We start from the raw sequence: 23125 nt of genomic DNA, 5'->3' as shown, positions 1-23125 counted from the left end.
GCCTTTAACATAACAGGGTAATTACAGATGGCTGCTGCTAGTGCTAATTCGCCTCAGTCAGATTACATTCAACATCACCTCGTTCATTTGAACAACATCGGGGAAAAACAAGATGTAATCGCCAATTTCAGCGTTATCAACTACGACTCCGCTTTTTGGTCGTTGCTCATGGGTCTTATTGCCATCTACATCATGTACCGTGCCGCGCGCAAGGCTACAGCTGGTGTACCTGGGCGCTTTCAGGCCGCGATTGAAATTCTTGTTGGCTGGGTAGAAGACCAAGCTAAATCTATCGTTCCTAGTGAAGAATCCCGCCGTTTTGTGGCGCCTCTTGCACTCACCGTTTTCCTCTGGATCGTCCTCATGAACGTGCTCGACTTACTCCCTGTCGACTTGTTGCCCTGGACATTTGCTGTAACAGGCCTAGGCGCTGAAGCTGGCGATCCCTTGTATTACCATCGCATCTTGCCTACTGCTGACTTGAACGTACCTATGGGTATGTCTTTAGGTGTGCTGTTACTCACACTTTACTACGGCATCAAGATCAAAAAGCCCGGTGGTTTCGTCAAAGAACTCTTTACTGCTCCCTTCACGTTTGGTGGGATTGCAGGTGTATTGCTTTCACCATTTAATATTCTCCTCAACCTGATTGAGTACGGTGCTAAAACCGTGTCTCTCGGTATGCGGTTGTTCGGCAACATGTTTGCTGGTGAATTAGTTTTCATGCTTATCGCTTTACTAGGCGGTGCATGGACAGGGTTTAATGGCGCAAGCCTTGGCTTGGGTATTGGCCATGTATTAGCCGGTTCGGTGTGGGCCATTTTCCACATCTTGATCGTGCTGCTACAGGCATTTATTTTCATGATGCTGACACTCGTCTATGTAGGTCAGGCTCACGAAGGCCATTAATCAGTTTCCGATTTTGGTCGGTCACCAAAATCGGGATGCAGAATTCCTCTGCTACGCCGTTTTTTTGTAATTTTGAACTCACAAGATTTTTAACCAAGGAGTTGTCATGACCAACGTTGCTTTCGTTGCCCTTGCTTGCGGTATTATCGTCGGTCTGGGTGCGTTTGGTGCCAGTATCGGTATCGCCCTAATGGGTGGTAAATACCTAGAAGCCTCTGCTCGTCAGCCTGAGCTAATGAACGCTTTGCAAACCAAAATGTTCCTTTTAGCAGGTCTAATTGATGCGGCCTTCCTAATTGGTGTTGGTATTGCTATGTTGTTTGCGTTCGCTAACCCATTTATTGGTTAATTGCGGCGCGGGTCCGCTTGCCCTAAGGCGGACAGGCAGTCGTGAGCGGTGCTCATATACGCGCCGCTAGCGGCTTGATTAGATGGTGTCAGGTAGCTTCCTACTAGCGCCGGACACGAGTGGTATATAAGGGAAACGACCGTGAATTTAAACGCGACTCTCTTTTTTCAGATGATCGTGTTTTTCGTCTTGGCATGGTTTACGATGAAATTCGTATGGCCTCCCTTGACAAAAGCAATCGATGATCGTCGCCAGAAAATCGCTGATGGTTTGGCTGCTGCCGAAAAAGGCAAGGCTGACCTAGCACAAGCTCAGGCGCGTATCAGTCTGATGGAAGCATCCGCAAAGTCTGATAACCATTCGCGCTTGGCCGAAGCTGAAAAGCAAGCTGCTGCGCTAATCGAACAGGCTCGCCATGAGGCAGAAGCGGAAAAAGCGCGCATCATTGCGCAGGCTCAACAAGATGCCGCACAAGAAGTGCAACGCTTACGCGACACACTGCGTGGCGAAGTTGCGGTATTGGCAGTTAAAGGCGCTGAGCAGATCTTGCAACGCGAAGTTGACTCCAAAGCGCATGCCGAGCTGCTAGAGCAGCTTAAGGCTCAACTTTAATCTGAAGGCAGGCCATGGCTGAACTATCGACTATTGCCAGACCTTACGCCGAGGCTCTTTTTGCGTCTGTACGCAATGAGGGTACGCTAGAGCAGTGGTCGGCCCTGTTGTCCGAAATGGCTCAGGTGGCCGGTCACCCAGACGTTAGAGAAACCCTAAAAACACCAGGGCTATCTAACCAACAGCGTTATGAGCTTTTTGCAGGTCTGATGAAAACCCCGCTTTCTGACAAAGCGCGGAACTTCCTCGAGTTACTCGTAGATAAAGGCCGAGTATTACTTTTGCCTTATATCTCAGAGCAATTCGACGCTTTGAAACACCAACTCGAAGGTACGGAGCTAGCGCATATTACTAGCGCCTTTGAACTAAGCCCCGAGCAAATCGCCGATCTCGTCGCTGCGCTCGAAAAGAAATTTGGCTTAAAGCTCAAGCCTGTGGTGACCGTGGACGCTACTTTGATCGGTGGTGTACGCGTAATGGTTGGTGACCAAGTACTAGACACTTCCGTGCAGGCCCAACTGGCCCGCATGCGCGACACACTGGCAGCTTGATCGCAGGCCAGAATACAGGATTCCAGGAGTCTGAACATGCAACTTAACCCGTCTGAGATCAGCGAACTGCTAAAAAGCCGCATTGAAGGCTTAAGCGTGTCCACAGACGTTCGCACCCAAGGCACGGTGGTATCCGTGACTGACGGTATTACACGCATCCACGGTTTATCCGATGTGATGCAGGGCGAAATGCTCGAGTTCCCTAACAACGTCTTCGGTTTAGCGCTTAACTTAGAGCGTGATTCCGTTGGTGCTGTGATTTTAGGTGAGTACACCAGCATTTCCGAAGGTGACCCTGTTAAAACAACAGGTCGCATTCTTGAAGTACCAGTAGGCCCTGAACTATTAGGCCGAGTGGTAGATACACTAGGTAACCCTATCGATGGTAAGGGTCCGGTAAATGCTAAAGAAACCGACGTGATCGAAAAAGTTGCCCCTGGGGTAATTGCACGTCAGTCTGTTGATCAGCCTTTACAGACCGGTATTAAAGCCATCGACTCTATGGTACCAATTGGTCGTGGTCAGCGTGAGTTGATTATTGGTGACCGTCAAACGGGTAAAACTGCGGTTGCCGTTGACACGATCATTAACCAAAAAGGCAAAGACGTTAAATGTATTTACGTTGCGGTAGGTCAAAAAGCCTCTACTATTAACAACGTAGTACGTAAGCTCGAAGAGCACGGTGCACTTGAGTACACCATCGTGGTTGCTGCCTCGGCTTCTGAGTCCGCCGCTATGCAGTACTTAGCTCCATATGCAGGTTGTACGATGGGTGAGTACTTCCGTGATCGCGGTGAAGACGCTCTTATCGTTTATGATGACTTAACCAAGCAGGCATGGGCTTACCGTCAGGTTTCCTTGCTGCTACGTCGTCCTCCAGGGCGTGAAGCTTACCCTGGTGATGTGTTCTACTTACACTCCCGCTTGTTAGAGCGTGCCGCTCGTGTGAATGCGGATTACGTAGAAAAATTCACGAACGGTGCGGTTAAAGGCAAAACTGGTTCTCTCACTGCATTGCCAATTATTGAGACCCAAGCTGGTGACGTATCGGCTTTCGTACCGACAAACGTGATTTCGATTACTGACGGTCAGATTTTCTTGGAAACTGACTTATTCCACTCCGGTATCCGTCCTGCGATTAATGCTGGTATTTCCGTATCGCGTGTGGGGGGTGCAGCGCAAACCAATATCATGAAGAAAATGTCCGGTGGTATTCGTACCGACTTGGCTCAGTATCGTGAATTGGCTGCTTTTGCTCAGTTTGCTTCGGATCTTGACGAGGCAACTCGCCGTCAGCTAGAGCGTGGTCGTCGTGTGGTTGAGCTGCTCAAACAGCCACAATACGTAACACTACCCGTGTGGGAAATGGCAGTGGCTCTTTTTGCTGTGAACAACGGTTATTTTGATGACCTCGAAGTAGAGCAGATTCTGTCATTTGAAAAAGCGCTTAAAGACTCGCTACGCAGTAAAAACGCGGATTTGGTACAACGCATTGCTGAAAATAACAAGCTCAGCAGTGAAGATGAGGCCGAATTACGTGCTGCGATCGAAGACTTTAAAAAGAACGGCGCATTCTAACTCATAGGCATATCGAAGGGGCTTGCCTAATGCAGGCTCCATCATGCCTTTACAGGAAAGTGTGATGGCCGGAATTAAAGAAATTCGTACAAAGATCAAGAGCGTACAAAATACGAGCAAGATCACCAAGGCGATGGAAATGGTCGCTGCTTCGAAAATGCGTAAAGCACAAGAGCGCATGCGAGCAGGCCGTCCATACGCAGATAAAGTGCGCCAAATTGCCGCACATTTAATGCAGGCCCATCCGGAATACACCCACCCGTACATGGTTGAAAGCAAAGAGCTCAAAGCCGTAGGGTTGATCGTGGTGACGACGGATAAGGGGTTGTGTGGTGGTCTAAACACCAACGTGATGCGTGTGGTGCTTAATCGCTTGCGTGATTTTGAAGAGCAGGGCATTCAAGTACAAGCCACCGCTCTGGGTAGCAAAGGCGCGGGCACATTAGCTCGAGTTGGTGCGAACTTGGTTTCCCAAGAAGTCCAATTAGGCGACGAACCTAATCTATCTCGTTTGATTGGCGCCATAAAAGTGCAGCTTGATGATTACATGGAAGGCAAAATTGATGCGGTTTATTTAGCCAGCACCCGTTTTGTGAATACCATGAAACAAGACCCCACGTTTATTCGTTTATTGCCTCTACCAAGTGGTCTGGATGACCCCTTCCAGTCAGGTGATGACGAAGCCGTCAAAGCCGCACAAAACGTAAATAACTCCGAGTACGGCTGGGATTACATCTATGAGCCCGATGCAAAAACTGTAATTGATGAGCTATTACAGCGTTATGTAGAGGGTTTGGTGTATCAGGCTGTGGCCGAAAATATGGCATCGGAGCAATCGGCACGCATGGTTGCAATGAAAGCTGCTTCCGACAACGCCGCTAAGGTTATTGACGAGCTACAGTTGGTTTACAACAAAACACGTCAAGCTGCTATTACTAAAGAGATTTCTGAAATCGTGGGGGGAGCCGCAGCGGTATAATTATCCGCTAGGCTTACCGTATACGTTATTAAGCAAGGACTAAACATGAGCAACGGTACCATCGTTCAGTGCATCGGCGCCGTGGTGGATATTCAGTTCCCCCGCGACAGCATTCCAAAGATTTATGATGCGCTAAAGCTAGTCGATGCAGATTCTAAATTTGCAGAAGATGACTTAACTTTTGAAGTGCAGCAGCAATTAGGTGACGGTATTGTCCGCACCATTGCTATGGGTTCCAGCGATGGCTTGCGCCGTGGCATGGCCGTATCCAATACAGGTGCACCAATTTCTGTACCTGTCGGTGTGGGCACTTTAGGTCGTATTATGGACGTTTTAGGTCGTCCTATCGACGAGGTAGGCCCTATTGATTCCGACGAATTACGTTCTATCCACCAGGAAGCACCGAAATTCGACGAACTTTCACCCTCCGTAGAACTACTAGAAACCGGTATTAAGGTTATTGACTTGGTTTGCCCCTTTGCTAAAGGGGGTAAAGTGGGTCTGTTCGGTGGTGCGGGTGTGGGTAAAACCGTTAACATGCTTGAGCTCATTAACAACATTGCTAAGCAGCATAGCGGTTTATCTGTTTTCGCTGGTGTGGGTGAGCGTACCCGTGAAGGTAACGACTTCTACCACGAAATGGCAGAAGCTGGCGTAATTCAGCTAGATGACTTGAAAGAGTCCAAAGTTTCCATGGTGTTCGGTCAGATGAACGAGCCCCCAGGGAACCGTCTACGTGTAGCGCTCTCTGGTCTAACGATGGCCGAGAAGTTCCGTGACGAAGGCCGTGATGTGTTGTTCTTTGTGGATAACATTTATCGCTATACCCTAGCTGGTACAGAGGTATCCGCTCTACTTGGACGTATGCCTTCTGCCGTGGGTTATCAGCCTACATTGGCCGAGGAAATGGGTAAGCTCCAAGAGCGTATTACTTCTACCAAGACTGGTTCGATCACCTCGATCCAAGCGGTATACGTTCCTGCGGATGACTTGACTGACCCATCTCCTGCAACAACTTTCTTGCACTTAGACTCTACTGTTGTATTGTCTCGTGATATTGCTGCTTTAGGTATTTACCCTGCAGTAGACCCACTTGACTCTACAAGTCGTCAGCTTGATCCACAGATCGTTGGTCAAGAGCACTACGAAGTTGCACGTGGCGTTCAGCAGACCTTACAGCGCTATAAAGAGCTTCGCGATATTATTGCGATTCTTGGGATGGATGAATTGTCTCCTGAAGACAAACTCATCGTTGCCCGCGCACGTAAGATCCAGCGTTTCTTGTCTCAGCCTTTCCACGTAGCCGAGGTCTTTACCGGAGCGCCTGGTAAGTACGTTCCATTGGCTGAAACCATTCGTGGCTTTAAGATGATTGTTGAGGGTGAGTGTGATGAGCTACCTGAACAAGCCTTCTACATGGTAGGTAACATCGACGAAGCCTTCGAGAAAGCCAAAACCCTATAATAAGGATTGAGTCATGGCGTTGCTTCAAGTTGACGTAGTCAGCGCGGAAAAATCAATGTTCTCGGGTGAAGCAAAGTTTGTTGTTTTACCCGGAGAGTCCGGTGAGCTTGGTATCTTACCTGGTCACACACCATTGATTTCGCGTATCCGTCCAGGCACCATGAAAATCGAATTTGCCGACGGCACAGAAGAGCATATCTTCGTTGCCGGCGGTATTCTCGAAGTTCAGCCTGGTAAAGTCGTTGTTTTATCGGATACGGCGATTCGTGCTGAGGACCTGGATGAGCAAAAAGCATTAGAGGCACGTAAACAAGCTGAAGAAGCCCTGCGCAATACCAAAGATAAAGTGGATATTGCTGTAATGGAAGCGGAATTAGCAATGTTAGCGGCTCAAGCGCAAGCTGCTCGCAAGTTTAGTAAATCAGTTCGCCACTAATCCGATTTTCTGCTTTGCAAAAATAGGCGCCACTAGGCGCCTATTTTTTACGTAACGACTATGAGGTTTTTATCCTACTCAAATAGTTAACTATTACGGCTTATACGAGTCTTTTTTTTGCTCAAGTGTCAGTATTATGTAGCAGCTAATCGTAAGAGGAGTACTACATAATGTTGAGAGATTTACGAGCTGTATTACTACTTGATGAGAAAAGTCAATGGGCCTCGTTATATGAGGCAAAATATAAAAATATTTGCCTTGAGAAACGATCTTTTGAGTCCTTGTTGGATGTTGATAGTCAGCAGCAAGGCACTTTGCACTGGGCCGATTGTCTGAACCAATATGATGCAATTATTGTTGCAGCAAGTGCGGATAATCTTTCTTGGTTACGTAGCCATTTATATTATGCTCGACCGTACTTGCGTTGTCCGGTGCTAGCTATAGTGCGTAATTTGCATCCTTTAGCTATACAGGACTTATCGGATGTGGGCGCGTTGGACTTTATTATGGATTATAGCGTCCCAATCGAGCTTCCTATCCGTGTTAAGATTTTAGTGCAGCGTGCTCGCCAGTCCATGGCGGTAAAATATACCTCTTCAGACCAAAATTTTGATCATTTGCCGCAACCCGTATTGCAAGATGCTTCTGCTCCTATCGAGCAATATGTTGCGACGATGAATGAACAGTTTGGTTTGCAGCATCATTCATTCCAGCAAGCAAAAAAAATGCTGGTACAGTGTTTTGAAAAAGAATACATTTGCGCTGCTTTAATGCAAAATCAAGGCAATATTACGCGAGCAGCGCGTGCTGCACAAAAGCATAGACGCTCCTTTTGGGAGCTGATGCGCAAACATAATATTAATGCTGAGAAATTTAGGGTGTCTGCCTGCCCAGATCAGCCATTAATCCACTAAAATAAGCAGGCATTGATTACTTAGGAATTGCCGTGTCATTACCACAACTTAAAAACGATATTTTGTTGCGCTCTTTATTGCGCGAGCCAGTTCCCTATACCCCCGTATGGCTAATGCGCCAAGCCGGCCGCTATTTGCCCGAATACCGTGCAACGCGTGCCGAGGCTGGATCTTTTATGGGACTGGCGCAAAATAAGGAATACGCTTGCGAAGTTACACTCCAACCCTTGCGTCGTTTTGATCTTGATGCGGCGATTTTATTTTCGGATATCTTAACGATTCCCCATGCCATGGGACTAGGTTTGGATTTTGTTCACGGCGAAGGCCCTCAATTTGCTCACCCGGTTCGAACTGAAGAGGACGTTAAGCGTTTGGCCGTTCCTGATATGGAAAAGCTGCAATACGTTTTTGATGCGGTAAATCTTATTCGCCGCGAGCTCGACGGTAAAGTCCCTCTTATTGGTTTTGCGGGTAGCCCTTGGACAATCGCGTGCTATATGGTCGAAGGCCAAGGTTCTGCTGATTATCGCCTGATCAAAGGAATGATGTATGGGCGTCCAGACTTGGTGCACCATATTCTTGAAATCAATGCTCAGACAACCATTCAGTACTTAAATGAGCAGATCCGAGCCGGGGCGCAAGCAGCTATGATTTTTGATAGCTGGGGTGGTGTCATGGCCGACTCACTCTTCCAAGAGTTTTCATTGCGTTATACCAAAAAAGTCGTAGATGGTTTAATCCGTGAGCATGATGGTCGCCGTGTGCCTGTGATTGTTTTCACTAAGGGTGGTGGTCAGTGGCTTGAAGACATTGTGCAGTGTGGTGCTGATGCAGTAGGGGTTGATTGGACGGTTAACTTGACCAAAGCGCGCCAGCGTCTACAAGACCAGGTGGCTTTTCAAGGCAATATGGATCCTATGGTCATGTTTGGCGGCGAAGAAGCGATTCGTAAAGAAGTACGCCGAGTGATTGATGACTTTGGTCCGATAGGACAAGGTGGTCATGTATTTAACTTTGGTCACGGTATTTCACGCTTCACAGATCCTGATATGGTGAAGGTCTTAGTGGACGAGGTACATAGTTATAGTGCGCAATACCACCAGGCTTAATCCCTAACTTATATACTTCTAGGCTCAAGTTATCTTGAGCCTTTTTACTCTATGGCTAAATACTGGTTACGTGTGGCATTGGACGTACCCTTAGCTGGGCTCTTTGATTATTATCATGAAGAGCCAGTAGCAATTGGGACACGAGTGTTAGTGTCGTTTGGTGTACGCCAGTTAATTGGCATGGTGATCCAAACCCCTGAGCAACCTGAATATAATGCCGAGCAAGTAAAGGCCATTCGTATGGTCTTGGATGATGTGTCACCTATGCCAAGGGATTGGCTTGCTTTAGCTCAGTTTGCGGCGCAGTACTATCATCGCCCTTTAGGCGAGGTGGTCATACCTGTGTTGCCTAGTCCATTGCGACGACCAGCAGCTTATACTGGAAAGCTGTCAAAAGGCGGTCCCGTCGCACGGTTGCGAGCACGTCAAAAAAAATCCTCCACTCCGCCTAAGCGTGCTAAAGCGATTGCTGCGCCGGAATTAACCGCAGAACAAGCAGCAGCACTTGAGCAGATTCATATTGACCAAGGTGCTCGGCGTTATTTGTTATTTGGGGTGACTGGTAGTGGCAAAACAGAAACCTATATGCGGGTCGCTTTACAGGTGTTGGCACAGGGAAAGCAGGTGCTATTTATGGTGCCTGAAATTAACCTAACCCCACAATTTGAGCACATGTTACGTGGGCGTTTGGTTGATGAGCATAATCAGCCGTATCGTATTGCGGTGATGCACAGTGGTTTAGCTGCGGGCAAGCGTTTAGAAAACTGGCTGCAGGTTTACGAGGGTGATGCGAACGTTTTATTAGGCACGCGATTGGCGCTTTTTACGCCTATGCCTAATCTTGGCTTAATTATCGTGGACGAGGAGCATGATCATTCGTATAAGCAGCAAGAAGGTTTACGTTATTCTGCACGAGATTTAGCTCTATGGCGGGGACAGCAGCAACAGATACCTGTGGTTTTAGGCTCTGCCACGCCTTCTTTAGAAAGCTGGCATCATGCGCAGCAAGGGCACTATCAGCTTTTGACCTTATCGCAACGGGCTAAGTCGGTACCATTACCCGCCATTGAGCTGGTTGATACGCGACGTGCCCAATTAGAGCAAGGCTATAGTCCACAGTTAATTACTGCCTTGGAAAAGACCTTGGAGGCAGGCCAGCAAGCGCTGATTTTTCTTAATCGGCGAGGGTATGCGCCTGTATTGCACTGTGGGTCGTGTGGGTGGTTGAGCCAATGTCCGCATTGCTCCGCTTATGCTGTCTTACATAAAGGATATAAACATTATATGCAGTGCCACCATTGTGGTGGCCAGAGCCCCGTGGCCAAGCATTGTCCCGACTGTGGTTATGTGGATTTAACCCCTCTGGGTAAAGGCACACAGCGGGTCGAGGAATATTTAGCGCAACGTTTTCCGCAGGCTAGGGTATTACGTATCGATGCCGATAGCACGCGTCGTAAAGGTAGCGCAGAGGCACTATTTGCTCAGGTCCATGCTGGGGAAGTGGATATTTTGGTGGGAACGCAGATGGTCTCCAAGGGGCATGATTTTAGTCGGCTTGCTCTGGTTGGGGTGTTGAATGCTGATACCATGTTATTCGCACAAGACTTTCGAGCGCCAGAACGCTTATTCTCACAGTTGATGCAAGTCGCTGGGCGTGCAGGACGCCATCAGACTGGAGCTAGGGTTTTAGTGCAAACGGATTATCCCGAGCATGTTGTGTATCAAGCTCTGGTACAGCAAGATTATCCCTTGTTTGCGGAACACCAGTTGCAGCAGCGGCAGCAGGTTGGCTTACCGCCTTTTGTGTACTTAGCGTTGATAACGGCCGAGTCAAAGCAATTAGATCAGGCGATGGCATTTTTGCGTCATGCGAAACAGTGGGCACAGCATCCAGAGCTGCCAGGCATGGAGCATGTGTTTGTATACGATGCGGTGCCTTTACGTATCATGCGCGTGGCTAATATTGAACGGGCACAATTACTCATAGAAAGCCCTAACCGGTTGGCTTTGCACGCTTTTATACGAGCCTGGGCTCCGCAATTAGATGAGCTAGCGAAATACTATCGTTGTAAGTTTGTATTAGAAATCGATCCTCAGGATATTTAAGATGTCGGCATTAGGTTTAAACCCCGCACAGTACGAGGCTGTACGTTATTTAGATGGTCCGGCTCTCGTTTTAGCTGGGGCTGGGAGTGGTAAAACCCGAGTGATTACTCAAAAAATCGCCTATTTAATTGGTGAGTGTGGATACAGTGCGCGACGTATTGTGGCGCTGACTTTTACCAATAAGGCGGCCAAGGAAATGCAAGAGCGGGTGCAAGGGCTACTGGACAAGCACCTAACAAAAGGGCTAACGATTAGTACTTTTCACTCATTGGGTTTAAAAATATTGCGTGAAGAGGCTGAGTATGCTGGTTTGAAGCCCCGTTTTTCCATTATGGATGCAAATGATACGTTAGGGATTATCCAAGAGCTATTAGCGACTACAGATAAAGGGCGATTGCGTGCGGTGCAGCAAGATATTTCTTTATGGAAAAATGCGTTATTGAGCCCTGATGCGGCAGCCCAAGCGGTACAAACGCCTAGCCAAGCTGAATCTGCTAAAGTCTATCGCAGCTATGATGAAACATTACGTGCTTATCAAGCAGTGGATTTTGATGATTTAATACGGTTACCAGCACAGCTGTTAGCTACTAATGAAGAGGTACGCCAGCGTTGGCAGGCACGCGTGCATTATTTGCTAGTAGATGAGTATCAAGATACTAATGCTTGTCAATATCGGCTGGTGCAGTTGTTGGTTGGCGATAGGGCAATGTTCACCGCAGTCGGGGATGACGATCAGGCCATTTATGCGTGGCGAGGGGCTACGGTAGAAAATTTGCACCAACTGACGGTGGATTACCCACAGCTAAAACTGATTAAACTAGAACAAAACTATCGGTCTTCCCAGCGTATTCTAGAAGCAGCAAACCAGGTGATTGGCCATAACCCTGTGGTTTTTGGTAAAAAGCTGTGGTCAGATTTAGGCATAGGAGAGCCCATTAAAATAAAGGACTGCGATGACGAGCAGGCCGAGGCGCAGTGGGTTGGCATTAGCTTATCGGCTGAAAAGTTTGAACGTAAAGCGAGATGGGGGGATTTTGCCGTACTGTATCGTAGTAATCAACAAGCGCGTCTTATTGAGCAGCAGCTGCGAGAGTTACGCATCCCCTATGTGATGAGTGGTGGACAAAGCTTTTTTGATAAAGCGGAAATTCGTGACATCTTAGCGTATTTGCGTTTGATTGCTAACCCTGATGATGATCCTGCATTTATTCGTGCTGCTACAACACCACGGCGCGGTATAGGTCAAACAACATTAACTCAACTTGGTGAGGTCGCCGTTGAGCACCAGCTTTCAATGTTTGAGGCGATCGATTTGGTTCACTTAACAGGTCGTTTAGCCGATAGACAGGTAAAAACATTACAGGTTTTTGCTGAGTTTATTGCCCGTATGCGACAAAAAGCAGAGCAAACTGGTAAAGCGGCGGCTGCGGTGTTGGATGAGCTGCTTGCTGCTATTGATTATGAGCGTTACCTCTATGATGTTTTTGATGATAAGCCAGCCTTAGCGCGCTGGCAAAATGTATTGGAGCTCGTGGATTGGCTTAAATCTAAAGCCGAGTTTGATGAGATGAGTTTGCTCGACTTGTCGCAGCATGTCGCGTTAATTACGATGCTCGAGAGAAATGAAAAAGATGAGGACACGGACGCGGTGCATTTGTCGACATTACATGCGGCTAAAGGGCTTGAATACAAACATGTTTTTTTGATTGGGGTAGAGGAAGGCTTACTACCACATTTAGGCCGTGACGATGAAGATATACCGGTGGGCCAAGAAGAAATAGTATTAACGCAGCGCATTCAAGAGGAGCGCCGTCTTATGTATGTGGGGATCACACGTGCACAAAGAAGTTTACGAGTTAGTTGGTGTAAACGGCGCCGCCGAGCTAAAGAATATACGGTTCGGGAGAAATCCCGTTTTATTGCTGAAATGGGGCTAGCAGAAAGCGCTATTGTTGAAGCCGCTCAAGTGCATATGAGTCCAAAAGAGCGCTTAACTATGTTAAAGGACTTATTAAAAAGTTAGTGCATGAAAAAAGCCACTCAGAAGAGTGGCTTTTTAGTATTAGTAATAATTGCTGATTAATCTACGAGCTTCTTTGGCGCGAGCTTCGTAGAGGGCTTCAGCCATTTTACAGATAGCATTACCTAAGGCGTGGCCGATTTTTTTGCAGCTTTTTAACATGGTACCGCCGATGTCTTTCATAGACACCGCCTCACCATTGCTAAGCACTTGGTTCATAACGGAGCGTTCGATAGAGTCACTCCAGCGGGTGTATTGAAAATCAGCAGGTAGCGTTGCCATGATAAATGTCCTTAGATGAGTAAGCGTTGGAACTGACAGTATTTGAATTGTAGGGTTTTCCCTAGGTTTGAGTCAAGGGTAAACCCTAATGCAAGAGCAAAAGTGTAGTATTTCTGCTCATACATAAAAGGCAGAAATACGCTATCTTTAAATAAGTGATGATTTAATTAGGAGCACATATGGCTAGTACCCTCTTTTCCCGTTGGCAACAAGGTTACGGTCCGATCACCCATAGCGAAGAAACGCAAAAATATATCAAAAACATGGCGCAAGAATTAGTTGCAGAGGGTAAGCAACCGACTACCGATGCCGTCTATGAAAAACTGATCGCCTTGGATCGTTTAACCGCTGCTGGTATGTGGGTAGTGGTGCATATGACGTATGCTAATCGTTTGCATGTAGATGGACAGCCATTAGAGGCAGAAGATTTTAAAAAGCAGCCCGAAGGGCATACAGGGGGGGCCTTAAATATGGTGCCAGCCTATGCTGCTTACATGACGCTTAATGCTTTAACAGGGGAAACGCGCGCCTGGTTAATGGGACAAGGGCACAGTGTTGCCGCGATTGAGGCATTGAATGTTCTTTTGGGTAATCTACACCCAGAGCAAGCCCAAGCCTATGGTGATGGCGAGGCGGGGCTCAATCGCTTGTTACAAGATTTTTATGGCTATGCTTTGGCTGCGGATGGGTCACCGGCTGCTCCGCTAGGTAGCCATGTGAATCCACATACAGCAGGCGGGATCATCGAAGGGGGATATCTGGGTTTTGCTGAGCTACAGTATGCCCACATGCCTTTACCGGGGGAAAAACTGGTTGCTTTTTTATCGGATGGCGCTGCCGAAGAGCAGCGTGGTAGTGACTGGATTCCACGCTGGTGGCGAGCGGAAGACTCAGGAATGGCATTACCAATCATGATCGCGAATGGGCGTCGTATTGAACAGCGCACCCAAATGGGAACATTAGAAGGATTAAGCGGTTTTATTGAGCATTTAAAAGGTTGTGGTTTTGATCCAATTGCTTTTGATGGGCGTGATCCGGCCATGTTTGTTTATACCCTTTGGGATATGGAGAAGCGGTTGGCGCAGCGAGTACAGCTATTAAAAGCGGGACATCTTCAGTATCCTTTATCGATTCCGTATGGCATTGCACATACGGTTAAAGGCTTTGGTTTTTATGGAGCAGATGAAAACGCGGCGCATAACCTTCCCCTGCCCGCGAATCCTCGTCATGATGCCCATGCGCGAGCATTATTTAATCAGTATGCGCAGCCATTATGGGTGGCCCCCGAGGAACTTCATCATAGTATTAAGCAGCTCAGCACGCATCAGGATCAGGGGCGCGTCCTAGAAAGAGATAACCCGGTGGCAAATCGTTGTCCTGATTTGCCTTCTTTGCCACAAACTACCTATAAGCCACTCGGAAAGGCATTAAGCCCGATGGCAGCAATGGATACATATTTTGTAGAGCTAGTACAAAATAATCCATCCTTACGTCCTCGTGTGGGTAATCCAGATGAGCTAGCTAGTAATCGTTTATCAGGGGTTCTAGCCCATTTAAAACATCGCGTCACAGATCCAGAAAGTGAATTAGAGTCTATTCATGGCGATATTATTACTGCTCTAAACGAAGAGGCCGTTGTTTCTGCTTGCATAGGCAATCAGAGTGGTTTGAATCTAGTTGCGAGCTATGAGGCGTTTTGCGTAAAGATGCTAGGGGCGTTACGCCAGCGTATTATTTTTGCGCGGCAACAAAAAGAAATTGGGCGTCCAGCTCAGTGGTTATCGTGGCCGGTGGTCGCCACCTCACATACTTGGGAAAATGGTAAAAACCAGCAGTCACACCAAGACACCACGTTTGCAGAGGCTTTACTAGGCGAGATGAGCGATGTGTGTCGGGTATTGTTTCCAGCAGACTATAATAGTTTTATGGCATTGTTACCCACGATTTATCATAGTCGCGGGCAGATTGCCTGTGTGGTGGCTCCGAAGCGGGAGCGGGTAACAGTATTTGATGCAGAGCAGGCTCAGCAGTTGGCCGAGCAAGGGGCTATTGTGGTGCGTGAATACGAAGGTCCCCAAGCTGTATTGCTTTTAGCGAATGGTAGTTACCAACTGGAGCAAATGCAATTGGCGGCTGAGCGGCTTCAGGATCAAGGTCGTGGCTATCGCTTAGTTTATATCCAAGAGCCCGGGCGTTTACGTCAAGCTAGAGATAGATTTGAGCTCGAAAAAACATTAACTCCAGAGCAGTGTCAGTGGTTATGTCCAGATACGTATACCTATCGTATTGCTTTAACCCATATGCGTCCAGAGGTCTTTAGAGGGCATTTATGGCATCTATTCCCTCAGACCGCACACAGTACGGTGCTTGGTTACATTAATCGTGGTGGTACGTTGGATGATTTTGGGATGCAGTTTACTAATAACGCCACCTGGGCACATGTACTGCAAGCGTATGCGAATAGTACAAAAACTTCTCTACATGATTATTTAAGTCCTAACGAGGTCAATGCAGTCTTAGGTATTGGTGATCCTTTTGACTTGCGTTATTGACATCCTCCCCGGCCTGAAGGCCGAAGATTCCTACGGCGCTCAGGCGCGGCATTGAGCCACTCCTGAGTCGCTTCGGTGGGTTCCTGGGCCGAGTGCGCAACCGCTGCTCGTATCTCCACAGGCGTTACTTCCGGCATGCCCTGCCGTAGGCTGCCTTGGTTGTCGGCAGCAATGCCATTATAGGACGGCTGCGCCGTCCGCGCTATCCTTCCCCGCCCTGAACTAAGCGTAGCTTAAGCTCAGCACTGTATTTGGCCATAAAAAAGACCCCAAAAAGTTAGAGGAGTGTCCAACTTATTGGGGTCAGTTCAGATTAAGCTGGCTTTTTCTTTGGGGGGAGTACTAGACAAATAGGTATAGAGCATGAAATGACAGGGCTCTATTTACGACATGGTTCATATATTTGATAATAGTCAGAATAACTGTGTCGTTTTGGATTTTATTGAAATAGGAGACAGCATGTCTGAGATGAAAAAAATTGGGGTGGTTGGTGCAGGTGCGATGGGCCAAGGGATTGCGCAAATTGCGGCTCAAGCTGGCTATACCGTGTATTTGTTTGATACACGAGCTGAGGCAGTGACGGCGGCACAAAAGCAATTACAGGCCATTTGGCAACGTCAGGTAGAAAGAGGGCGTATGACCTCTGAGCAAACGGAAGCCGCCTATGCGTTGATTCAGCCTTGTTCCCAGTTAGAGCAGTTAGCTGATTCGGACTTAGTGGTCGAGGCGATTGTTGAAAACTTAAAGATCAAACAAGAGGTCTTTCAAAATCTAGAAGCCTTAGTCTCAGAGACATGCATTTTGGCTTCAAATACCTCGTCTTTATCGATTACAGCTATTGCACAGGCATGTCAGCGTCCAGAGCGGGTAGCTGGCTTCCATTTCTTTAATCCGGTGCCTTTGATGAAGGTGGTCGAGGTGATCGAGGGGTTACGCACCGATCCACAAGTATGTGAACAGTTAGTAGCCATGGCAAAAGCCATGGGACATACGCCGGTTCGAGCAAAAGACATGCCTGGTTTTATTGTGAATCACGCTGGGCGACCCATGAATATTGAGGGCTTAAAAATCGCTCAAGAGCAGGTGGCTGATTTTGCTACCATTGACGCTATTATGCGTGAGCAGGCTGGGTTTAGAATGGGGCCTTTTGAGCTGATGGATTTAACAGCTTTGGATGTATCGCATCCGGTCATGGAGTCTATTTACAATCAGTTCTACCAAGAGCCGCGCTTTAGACCCTCTCCTATTACGGCAATACGGTATGCAGGGGGTATTTTAGGGCGTAAAACAGGAGAAGGCTTTTACCGATACGAGGACGGTAAAAAGCAATTGCCCGAGGAACCTGCTATTCCTGCTTTAGATGCTGGGGTCAAGGTTTGGCTTGTGCCTCATCATGCAGAAGGTTATGAGCGGGCTCAAGCGCTTTTGCAACGCTTAGATGTAGAGCTGGTTGAAGCAGAAGAGGCGCCAGAGGATGCACTGTTGGTCGCAACGCCTTTTGGCGAGGATGTAGCTACGATTGTGGCGCATTTTGGTTTGGATGCAACGCGTACGGTGGCCTTGGACACCGCTTTTGGTTTAGAAGTCGGACAGCGACGTGTAGTGATGCGCTCTTTGTTGACCGCAGATGAGTGGGTGCAGACAGCGCGAGCCATTTTTGGTAGCGATGGCTCTCCTGTAAGTGTAATTGAGGACTCAGCTGGTTTTGTCGCACAGCGTTTGGTGGCATCCATTGTGAATGGCGCGTGTGATATTGCGCAGCAGGGGATCGCGAGCGCGGAGGATATCGATACTGCTGTATCCTTGGGGTTAGGCTACCCGAAAGGAGGTCCTTTAGCGTTAGGAGACGCGTTAGGAGCAGAGATGTTGCTTGAGATTTTACAGTCTATGCAAATGATTACTGGTGATATGCGTTATCGCCCGAGTTTGTGGTTGCAGCGCCGAGTGCAGCTAGGCGTGTCATTAAAAACCAGCCGTCGCGTATAAAAACGCCTGCAATAAAAAAGCTCGCCCCATGTGTTGAGCAGGGGGCGAGCTTTTTAATGGAAAGAACAATTAGCGCACTTGCTCAATCATGTAGAGAATAGCATCGCGTAAATCATCGTCGGAGGCATTCATGGCTGTGCCACGTGGAGGCATGGCGCCCTTACCTGTGATGGCCACTTGTAGCATGGTATCTAAACCTGTTTCGATATAAGGCGCCCAGGCGTCTTTGTCACCGAATTTAGGCGCACCGGCAACCCCCGAGCCGTGGCAAGCGAAACAAGCGGCATCATAAAGCTTTTTGCCCGCAGCAAGTTGTTCCTCGGTAGCGGCGGGGATGGCGTTATCGCCAGAAGTGGCGGCTGCTGTGGTTTCAGCGCTGTCATCAGCAGCTGAATCGGTTTTTTGTTCGTTGGCATCGGCCTGCTGTGCGGGGGCTTCAGTTTGGTTATCGCCGGGCTCAGCAAAGCCAGCACCTGCTTCGTTGGCCATGTAGACCATGGCTCGCTCAACCTCTAGGTCATCCAGGGTAGTGTTACCACCCTTGGCTGGCATAGCGCCTTTACCGTTAAGTGCAACTTGGAGCATAGTTTCGTAGCCGGCAGCAATATAAGGTGCCCAAGCGTCTTTGTCACCAAATTTAGGTGCCCCAGCTACACCTGTGGCGTGACAGGTTGTACAGGTGGCATCGTAGACCTCTTTACCCGTTTTAAGGGGCCGGTCGGCCTCGACGATATTAAGGGCAAATTGAGCCACGGGTTGAATACGGGCAGCGACGCTTTCGGATGTGTCAGGGCGTGCTTTACCCATACGCAGGTCGTTGGTGTTGCTGTCTATGTAGAACATAGCGGCGCCAACCACAAGCAAAAAGAGAATGGATAGCCAGAAAATGCGGGCTGGGTTTTTGACGTGCACAGATTGTTTATCGTCGTTATTGTGATTTTGTTGTTCCGTAAGGCTCATAGTCGGATCCTGCGAATTCGTACTAAGTGGGGCTGGCGGACCACCGAAAAATGGACTTACTGGGGCCGCAAGATTGATAGTAAATAGAGTATACCAACCGGTAATTATAGCGAACTAAATCGGCTATGGGGTGGCATTGTTGTACTAGGTGAGCAGTTAAAAATAAAAATAGACTAAACAAAAAGTCAGATACAGGGTAAAATAGCTTTTTTGCGCCCGTAGTTCAATGGATAGAATTAGAGTTTCCGAAGCTCTCGATCCAGGTTCGATTCCTGGCGGGCGCGCCAAAAACAAAGACCCGCGACGGGTCTTTTTGTTTTTTAGGCATCTAATAATGCCTGATATTTTTGTAAGTACACCTCAAAAGATTGATCTTTTTCGGCAGCCTCTATTTGTTGTTGGGCTGCAATCGAGTCGGTGGCCGCTTGCTCAAACTCTTGCTGTAGCTCGGCCGAAAAAGGCAAATCTAATAAGTGGTTTTTGTGCGCTAGGCTTTGGGCGTAGGTGTAATCCACAAAACTTTGCCCAGACTCGGATATTTGCTTGAGGACACGAGCAGAAGGGCACAGGCTAGCATCTTGGATTTTGGCCATTTGGGCATCCAGCGCTGCCTGATAGAGCGGTTGCTCTGCCCCTTTGTCGAAAAGCGCCGCATAGGGTTGCATGGCAAGGATTAAATCTTCTCCCCAGCTTTTTAGCTCCACGTCTTGCTTGTTTTGATTACGTAGTAGCAGCCCGGGCTTACGACCCTCGACAACCACTTTAGCAAAGTTGTTTTTACTGTCTTGGCAGAATCCACCATCAGGAAAGACGGGGCTAGGCTCGGTAGCACAAAATAATAAAAACACATCCAAAAAGCGTGCGGTTTCCGCTGATAGACCGATAGGATCAAAGGGGTCAATATCTAAGCAGCGCACTTCAATGTATTCCACGCCACGGTTAGCTAAAGCGCTAGAAGGGCGCTCATTGGCTTTAGGCGTGCGTTTAGGGCGAATATTGGAATAGTATTCGTTTTCGATTTGAAGAATATTGGTGTTGAGTTGGATCCATTCGCCATTACGGTGCGTACCAATATCCGCATATGCCGGCCAGCTTGTGGTAGCGGCACGACGCATGCGTAGTAAAAATGTATCCAGATCGTTGTAACAGAGCTGGAGCTCGGCCTGCGCCTCTTTGTTTTGATAGCCAAGATCACTCATGCGCAAGCTAGTTGCCCAAGGCAGACAATAGGTATCAGGCGCAATTTTTTCTAATGGGAGCTGGTGCTCACCCAGAAAATCCTTGGACACGGCTGGCGAGGCGCCGAACAAATACATAAGTAGCCAAGAATAACGCGTGAAATTGCGAATCAAAGCTAAATAGCCATTGGAGCGTTGCTCTTGGAAGGTGCGCCCGTCAATTTGTAATAAAGGCCAAATACGGTCGGGCAGCGAGTAGTTGTAGTGCACGCCGGCAATACATTGCATGCGCTTACCATAGCGCTCTGCTAAGCCGCGTCGATAGACGTGCTTGAACATACCGGTGTTGGAAGTGCCATACCAACCGATTTGAATATCGGCCTCTTCGGGTAAGTGAGCAGGCATCGATTGATTCCAGATGATTTCATCACCCAAGTGGCGTACGACAAATTGGTGCACATGTTGTAGCTCTGTACGTAAATCCTCAACAGAGGCATAGGGAGCGGTAATTAGCTCCAAGAGGGCTTCAGCATAGTCCGTGGTGATACGGCTGTTGCACAAGGTTGAGCCCAAGGCAACAGGGTGAGGGGTAGAGGCAAGAAAAGCAGAGTGATCTACCCGGAGCCCTTCTTTTTCAACTCCCCGACGGATGTCGCTCAGGAGGGTTAAATTTGAAGCAAGGGCTTTTATTGGATTCTGGCTCAATGTCATTACCTACGTTCACTTATTATCCGACTTATGATGTGGTCGATTGTAATGCGCAATCCAAATAAAGGGAAAGACACACGTAGGGAGGCTAGGGGGACGTCGGTTTTTAGCCGCTTTTTGTGACAGGGGGTTCGATGGGCAGCTTGATTAAGGACAGGTGATAGGCTTTGCTAATGGCTGCGGCGCGGTTAGAAACATTGAGTTTATGATATGCATTATGCAAGTGGTACTGCACAGTGTGATGCGTAAGTCCCAGAGCTTTGCCTGCCTCAACATTGGTTTTTCCTAGAGCGATGAGTTGTAAGCAGGCGATTTCTCTCAAGCTTAGTTCTTCGTTCATACATTAACCTCAGTATCATGAAAATGACAAATTATGACTTCGATGCCATTGTTTAAGTCTTTTTTAAAATACTCAAGATCTGAGAGGCTGGTATTAACCCTAGGGGATTTTATTTAGCTCAAACTCTTGTTTTAGGGGCATGACGGGATTTTTGTTTTCGAAGGTGCTAAACTATTTGCTTGTCTTTTTTGTTGGCGCCGATTTGCTTGATCCGCTTGCGGGCGCTCCATAAATCCAGCTAAAGAGGTCCGTCTATGGTCTCCAATACAGCTTCTATTATTATTCCTGATGGCTCGGTCGGTGTGGTTCAACCCGAGATTATTGCTTTTGATGAGCCGTTGCACTTGTCTAGTGGTCAGGTTCTACCCCAGTATGAGCTCGCCATTGAAACCTACGGTCAGCTTAATGACGATCGTAATAATGCCGTCCTGATTTGTCATGCTTTAAACGCCTCACATCATGTAGCGGGCATTGATCCAAATGACCCTAAAAATATCGGTTGGTGGGACAACATGGTTGGCCCGGGTAAAGCCGTTGATACAGATCGCTTTTTTGTGATCGGTGTCAATAATATTGGATCTTGCTTTGGCTCTACGGGTCCAGCCTCAATCAACCCAGAAACTGGTAAACCTTGGGGCGCAGATTTTCCGTTATTAACCGTCGAGGACTGGGTGCATGCCCAAGCGCGTTTAGCGGATTACTTAGGGATCAAAAAATTTGCTGCTGTCATGGGTGGGTCTTTAGGTGGTATGCAGGCGTTAAGCTGGGCGATCACCTGCCCAGATCGCTTAGAAAATTGCATTGTGATTGCTAGCACTCCTCGCCTTACTGCCCAGAACATCGCCTTTAACGAGGTAGCACGTCGTGCCATTATTACGGATCCTGAGTTTTATGATGGAGACTATTACAGTCGTAATACTGTGCCCAAGCGAGGTTTATCTGTGGCGCGTATGGTTGGGCATATTACTTATCAGTCAGACGAGGTCATGGCAGAAAAGTTTGGTCGTGCACAGCGCGATCCTAAAGAAGATGGACAGTACCGCTATGATTATGGCGTAGAGTTTGAGGTCGAGTCTTACTTGCGCTATCAAGGCGAAAAATTCTCTAAGTATTTTGATGCGAATACTTATTTGTTGATTACGCGTGCTTTGGATTATTTTGATCCGGCACGCGCCCATAACGGGGATTTGGCACGTAGCTTAGAGGCCGTTAAAGCCAAGTTTTTATTAGTTTCTTTCACGACAGATTGGCGGTTTACACCAGAGCGCTCACGTGAAATTGTGCAAGCGTTGCTTAAAAACAAAAGAACGGTCACTTATGCGGAGATCGATGCCCCCCATGGGCACGATGCTTTTTTATTAGATGATCGTCGTTATCACGGTGTGGTGCAGGGCTATTATGATCAAATCGCCGAGCAATTGGGCCTAGGGCCGCGGCAACGCACTACAGGAGTTCTGGCATGAGTCATCAGCAATCCGTACAGCCAGTGAGCTTAGCGCAACGCCCAGATTTAGCACGTATTGCAAGTTGGATTGAGCCATCGACCCATGTATTGGATTTAGGTTGTGCTGACGGTAAATTATTGGCGTATTTGCAGCGTACTAAAAATGTACAAGGCACCGGTATAGAGCGCGATCCCCAAGCGGTGGTAGCCAGTGTGCGTCGGGGGGTGCCTGTGATTCAACAGGATCTAGAAGAGGGTCTGGCCTTATTTGAGGACCAGCATTTTGATACGGTGGTCCTGTCTAAAACGCTGCAGTCTATGTTAAATACCGAACATATTTTGCGAGAAATGGCGCGTGTGGCGCGCTATGGCATTGTGTCTTTTCCCAACTTTGGTTATTGGACGCATGGCTTATCGATTTTAGCTGGGCGTATGCCTGTCTCTAAAGAAATGCCTTATGAGTGGTATGACACGCCCAATATCCACTTATGTACCCTAAAAGACTTTCAGGATTTGGCCAAATCCTTAGGTTTAATTATCACGGACAGAGTGGTTTTTAATGGTAAAAAAGAACTTCGCTTTTTACCTGGGCTGCGTGGTACCCTAGCCGTATATCGTTTCGAGTCGCCTTTTGCCCCCTCTTTGTAG

At 47.9% G+C, this 23125-nt stretch carries 20 protein-coding genes, 1 tRNA gene and 1 riboswitch; of the genes, 17 read left to right on the top strand and 4 right to left on the bottom strand.

Annotated features, from left to right (window positions below; all coding sequences use genetic code 11):
- Positions 1–27 precede the first annotated feature (27 nt).
- From atpB to ABD980_RS07075, 12 genes are all read left to right on the top strand, one after another.
- Positions 28–909 carry a F0F1 ATP synthase subunit A gene (gene atpB / locus ABD980_RS07130; protein ID WP_260650179.1) on the top strand — a complete coding sequence of 294 codons (882 nt, stop codon included), beginning with the start codon at positions 28–30 and terminating at the stop codon, positions 907–909.
- Between the two features lie 106 nt (positions 910–1015).
- Positions 1016–1258, top strand: a complete 243-nt coding sequence (gene atpE, locus ABD980_RS07125) for a F0F1 ATP synthase subunit C (protein WP_260650178.1) — start codon at positions 1016–1018, stop codon at positions 1256–1258.
- Positions 1259–1399: 141 nt separating this feature from the next.
- Positions 1400–1870 (top strand): F0F1 ATP synthase subunit B, encoded by a 471-nt coding sequence (locus ABD980_RS07120; protein WP_260650177.1) that lies wholly within the window; start codon positions 1400–1402, stop codon positions 1868–1870.
- 14 nt (positions 1871–1884) lie between these two features.
- Positions 1885–2421 (top strand): F0F1 ATP synthase subunit delta, encoded by a 537-nt coding sequence (locus ABD980_RS07115; protein WP_260650176.1) that lies wholly within the window; start codon positions 1885–1887, stop codon positions 2419–2421.
- A 36-nt stretch (positions 2422–2457) separates the two neighbouring features.
- Entirely contained in the window at positions 2458–3999 is a 1542-nt protein-coding gene (gene atpA / locus ABD980_RS07110; protein WP_300646903.1) for a F0F1 ATP synthase subunit alpha, read from the top strand.
- Positions 4000–4063: 64 nt separating this feature from the next.
- Positions 4064–4978 carry a F0F1 ATP synthase subunit gamma gene (gene atpG / locus ABD980_RS07105; RefSeq protein WP_300646914.1) on the top strand — a complete coding sequence of 305 codons (915 nt, stop codon included), beginning with the start codon at positions 4064–4066 and terminating at the stop codon, positions 4976–4978.
- A 45-nt stretch (positions 4979–5023) separates the two neighbouring features.
- Complete coding sequence (atpD, locus tag ABD980_RS07100) at positions 5024–6442, top strand: F0F1 ATP synthase subunit beta (RefSeq protein WP_260650174.1); 1419 nt, start codon at positions 5024–5026, stop codon at positions 6440–6442.
- A gap of 13 nt (positions 6443–6455) precedes the next feature.
- Positions 6456–6878 carry a F0F1 ATP synthase subunit epsilon gene (locus ABD980_RS07095; RefSeq protein ID WP_300646904.1) on the top strand — a complete coding sequence of 141 codons (423 nt, stop codon included), beginning with the start codon at positions 6456–6458 and terminating at the stop codon, positions 6876–6878.
- Positions 6879–7048: 170 nt separating this feature from the next.
- Positions 7049–7792, top strand: a complete 744-nt coding sequence (locus ABD980_RS07090) for a helix-turn-helix domain-containing protein (RefSeq protein WP_300646905.1) — start codon at positions 7049–7051, stop codon at positions 7790–7792.
- 32 nt (positions 7793–7824) lie between these two features.
- On the top strand, positions 7825–8901 hold the full coding sequence (gene hemE, locus ABD980_RS07085; RefSeq protein WP_345370617.1) for a uroporphyrinogen decarboxylase: 1077 nt from the start codon (positions 7825–7827) through the stop codon (positions 8899–8901).
- A gap of 51 nt (positions 8902–8952) precedes the next feature.
- Entirely contained in the window at positions 8953–11007 is a 2055-nt protein-coding gene (locus ABD980_RS07080; protein WP_345370615.1) for a primosomal protein N', read from the top strand.
- Between the two features lies 1 nt (position 11008).
- Positions 11009–13030, top strand: coding sequence for a UvrD-helicase domain-containing protein (locus ABD980_RS07075; protein ID WP_345370613.1), 2022 nt, complete (start codon positions 11009–11011; stop codon positions 13028–13030).
- A gap of 39 nt (positions 13031–13069) precedes the next feature.
- Here ABD980_RS07075 and ABD980_RS07070 read toward each other — a convergent pair whose 3' ends face one another.
- A complete protein-coding gene (locus ABD980_RS07070; protein WP_345370611.1) occupies positions 13070–13309 on the bottom strand; it encodes a hypothetical protein in 240 nt (79 codons plus the stop codon).
- Positions 13310–13488: 179 nt separating this feature from the next.
- Here ABD980_RS07070 and ABD980_RS07065 point away from each other — a divergent pair, with 179 nt between their 5' ends.
- On the top strand, positions 13489–15861 hold the full coding sequence (locus ABD980_RS07065; RefSeq protein ID WP_345370608.1) for a phosphoketolase family protein: 2373 nt from the start codon (positions 13489–13491) through the stop codon (positions 15859–15861).
- Between the two features lie 459 nt (positions 15862–16320).
- Positions 16321–17847, top strand: coding sequence for a 3-hydroxyacyl-CoA dehydrogenase (locus ABD980_RS07060; protein WP_345370606.1), 1527 nt, complete (start codon positions 16321–16323; stop codon positions 17845–17847).
- A 69-nt stretch (positions 17848–17916) separates the two neighbouring features.
- On the opposite strand, the gene ABD980_RS07055 is transcribed toward ABD980_RS07060, so the two are convergent.
- Positions 17917–18807: a c-type cytochrome gene (locus ABD980_RS07055; RefSeq protein WP_345370604.1), complete on the bottom strand. Its 891-nt coding sequence runs from the start codon at positions 18805–18807 to the stop codon at positions 17917–17919.
- A gap of 212 nt (positions 18808–19019) precedes the next feature.
- Here ABD980_RS07055 and ABD980_RS07050 point away from each other — a divergent pair.
- Positions 19020–19094: transfer RNA gene (locus tag ABD980_RS07050), tRNA-Arg, on the top strand.
- 33 nt (positions 19095–19127) lie between these two features.
- On the opposite strand, the gene gshA is transcribed toward ABD980_RS07050, so the two are convergent.
- A complete protein-coding gene (gshA, locus tag ABD980_RS07045; RefSeq protein WP_345370602.1) occupies positions 19128–20696 on the bottom strand; it encodes a glutamate--cysteine ligase in 1569 nt (522 codons plus the stop codon).
- A gap of 103 nt (positions 20697–20799) precedes the next feature.
- On the bottom strand, positions 20800–21033 hold the full coding sequence (locus tag ABD980_RS07040) for a response regulator transcription factor (RefSeq protein WP_345370600.1): 234 nt from the start codon (positions 21031–21033) through the stop codon (positions 20800–20802).
- 184 nt (positions 21034–21217) lie between these two features.
- Positions 21218–21296: riboswitch (SAM riboswitch) on the top strand.
- Between ABD980_RS07040 and metX the strand changes: the two genes are divergently transcribed.
- Together metX and metW are read left to right on the top strand one after the other, a co-directional pair.
- Positions 21288–22496 (top strand): homoserine O-succinyltransferase MetX, encoded by a 1209-nt coding sequence (gene metX, locus ABD980_RS07035; RefSeq protein WP_300648509.1) that lies wholly within the window; start codon positions 21288–21290, stop codon positions 22494–22496. (Overlaps the previous riboswitch by 9 nt.)
- A complete protein-coding gene (metW, locus tag ABD980_RS07030; protein WP_260649475.1) occupies positions 22493–23125 on the top strand; it encodes a methionine biosynthesis protein MetW in 633 nt (210 codons plus the stop codon). Before metX ends, metW begins: the two co-directional genes overlap by 4 nt.

Origin of the sequence: Paenalcaligenes hermetiae (genome assembly GCF_039543645.1) — a bacterium.
In the GTDB taxonomy this organism is placed as follows: Bacteria; Pseudomonadota; Gammaproteobacteria; order Burkholderiales; family Burkholderiaceae_B; genus Paenalcaligenes; species Paenalcaligenes hermetiae.
This window is presented reverse-complemented; position numbering and strand designations above follow the sequence as displayed.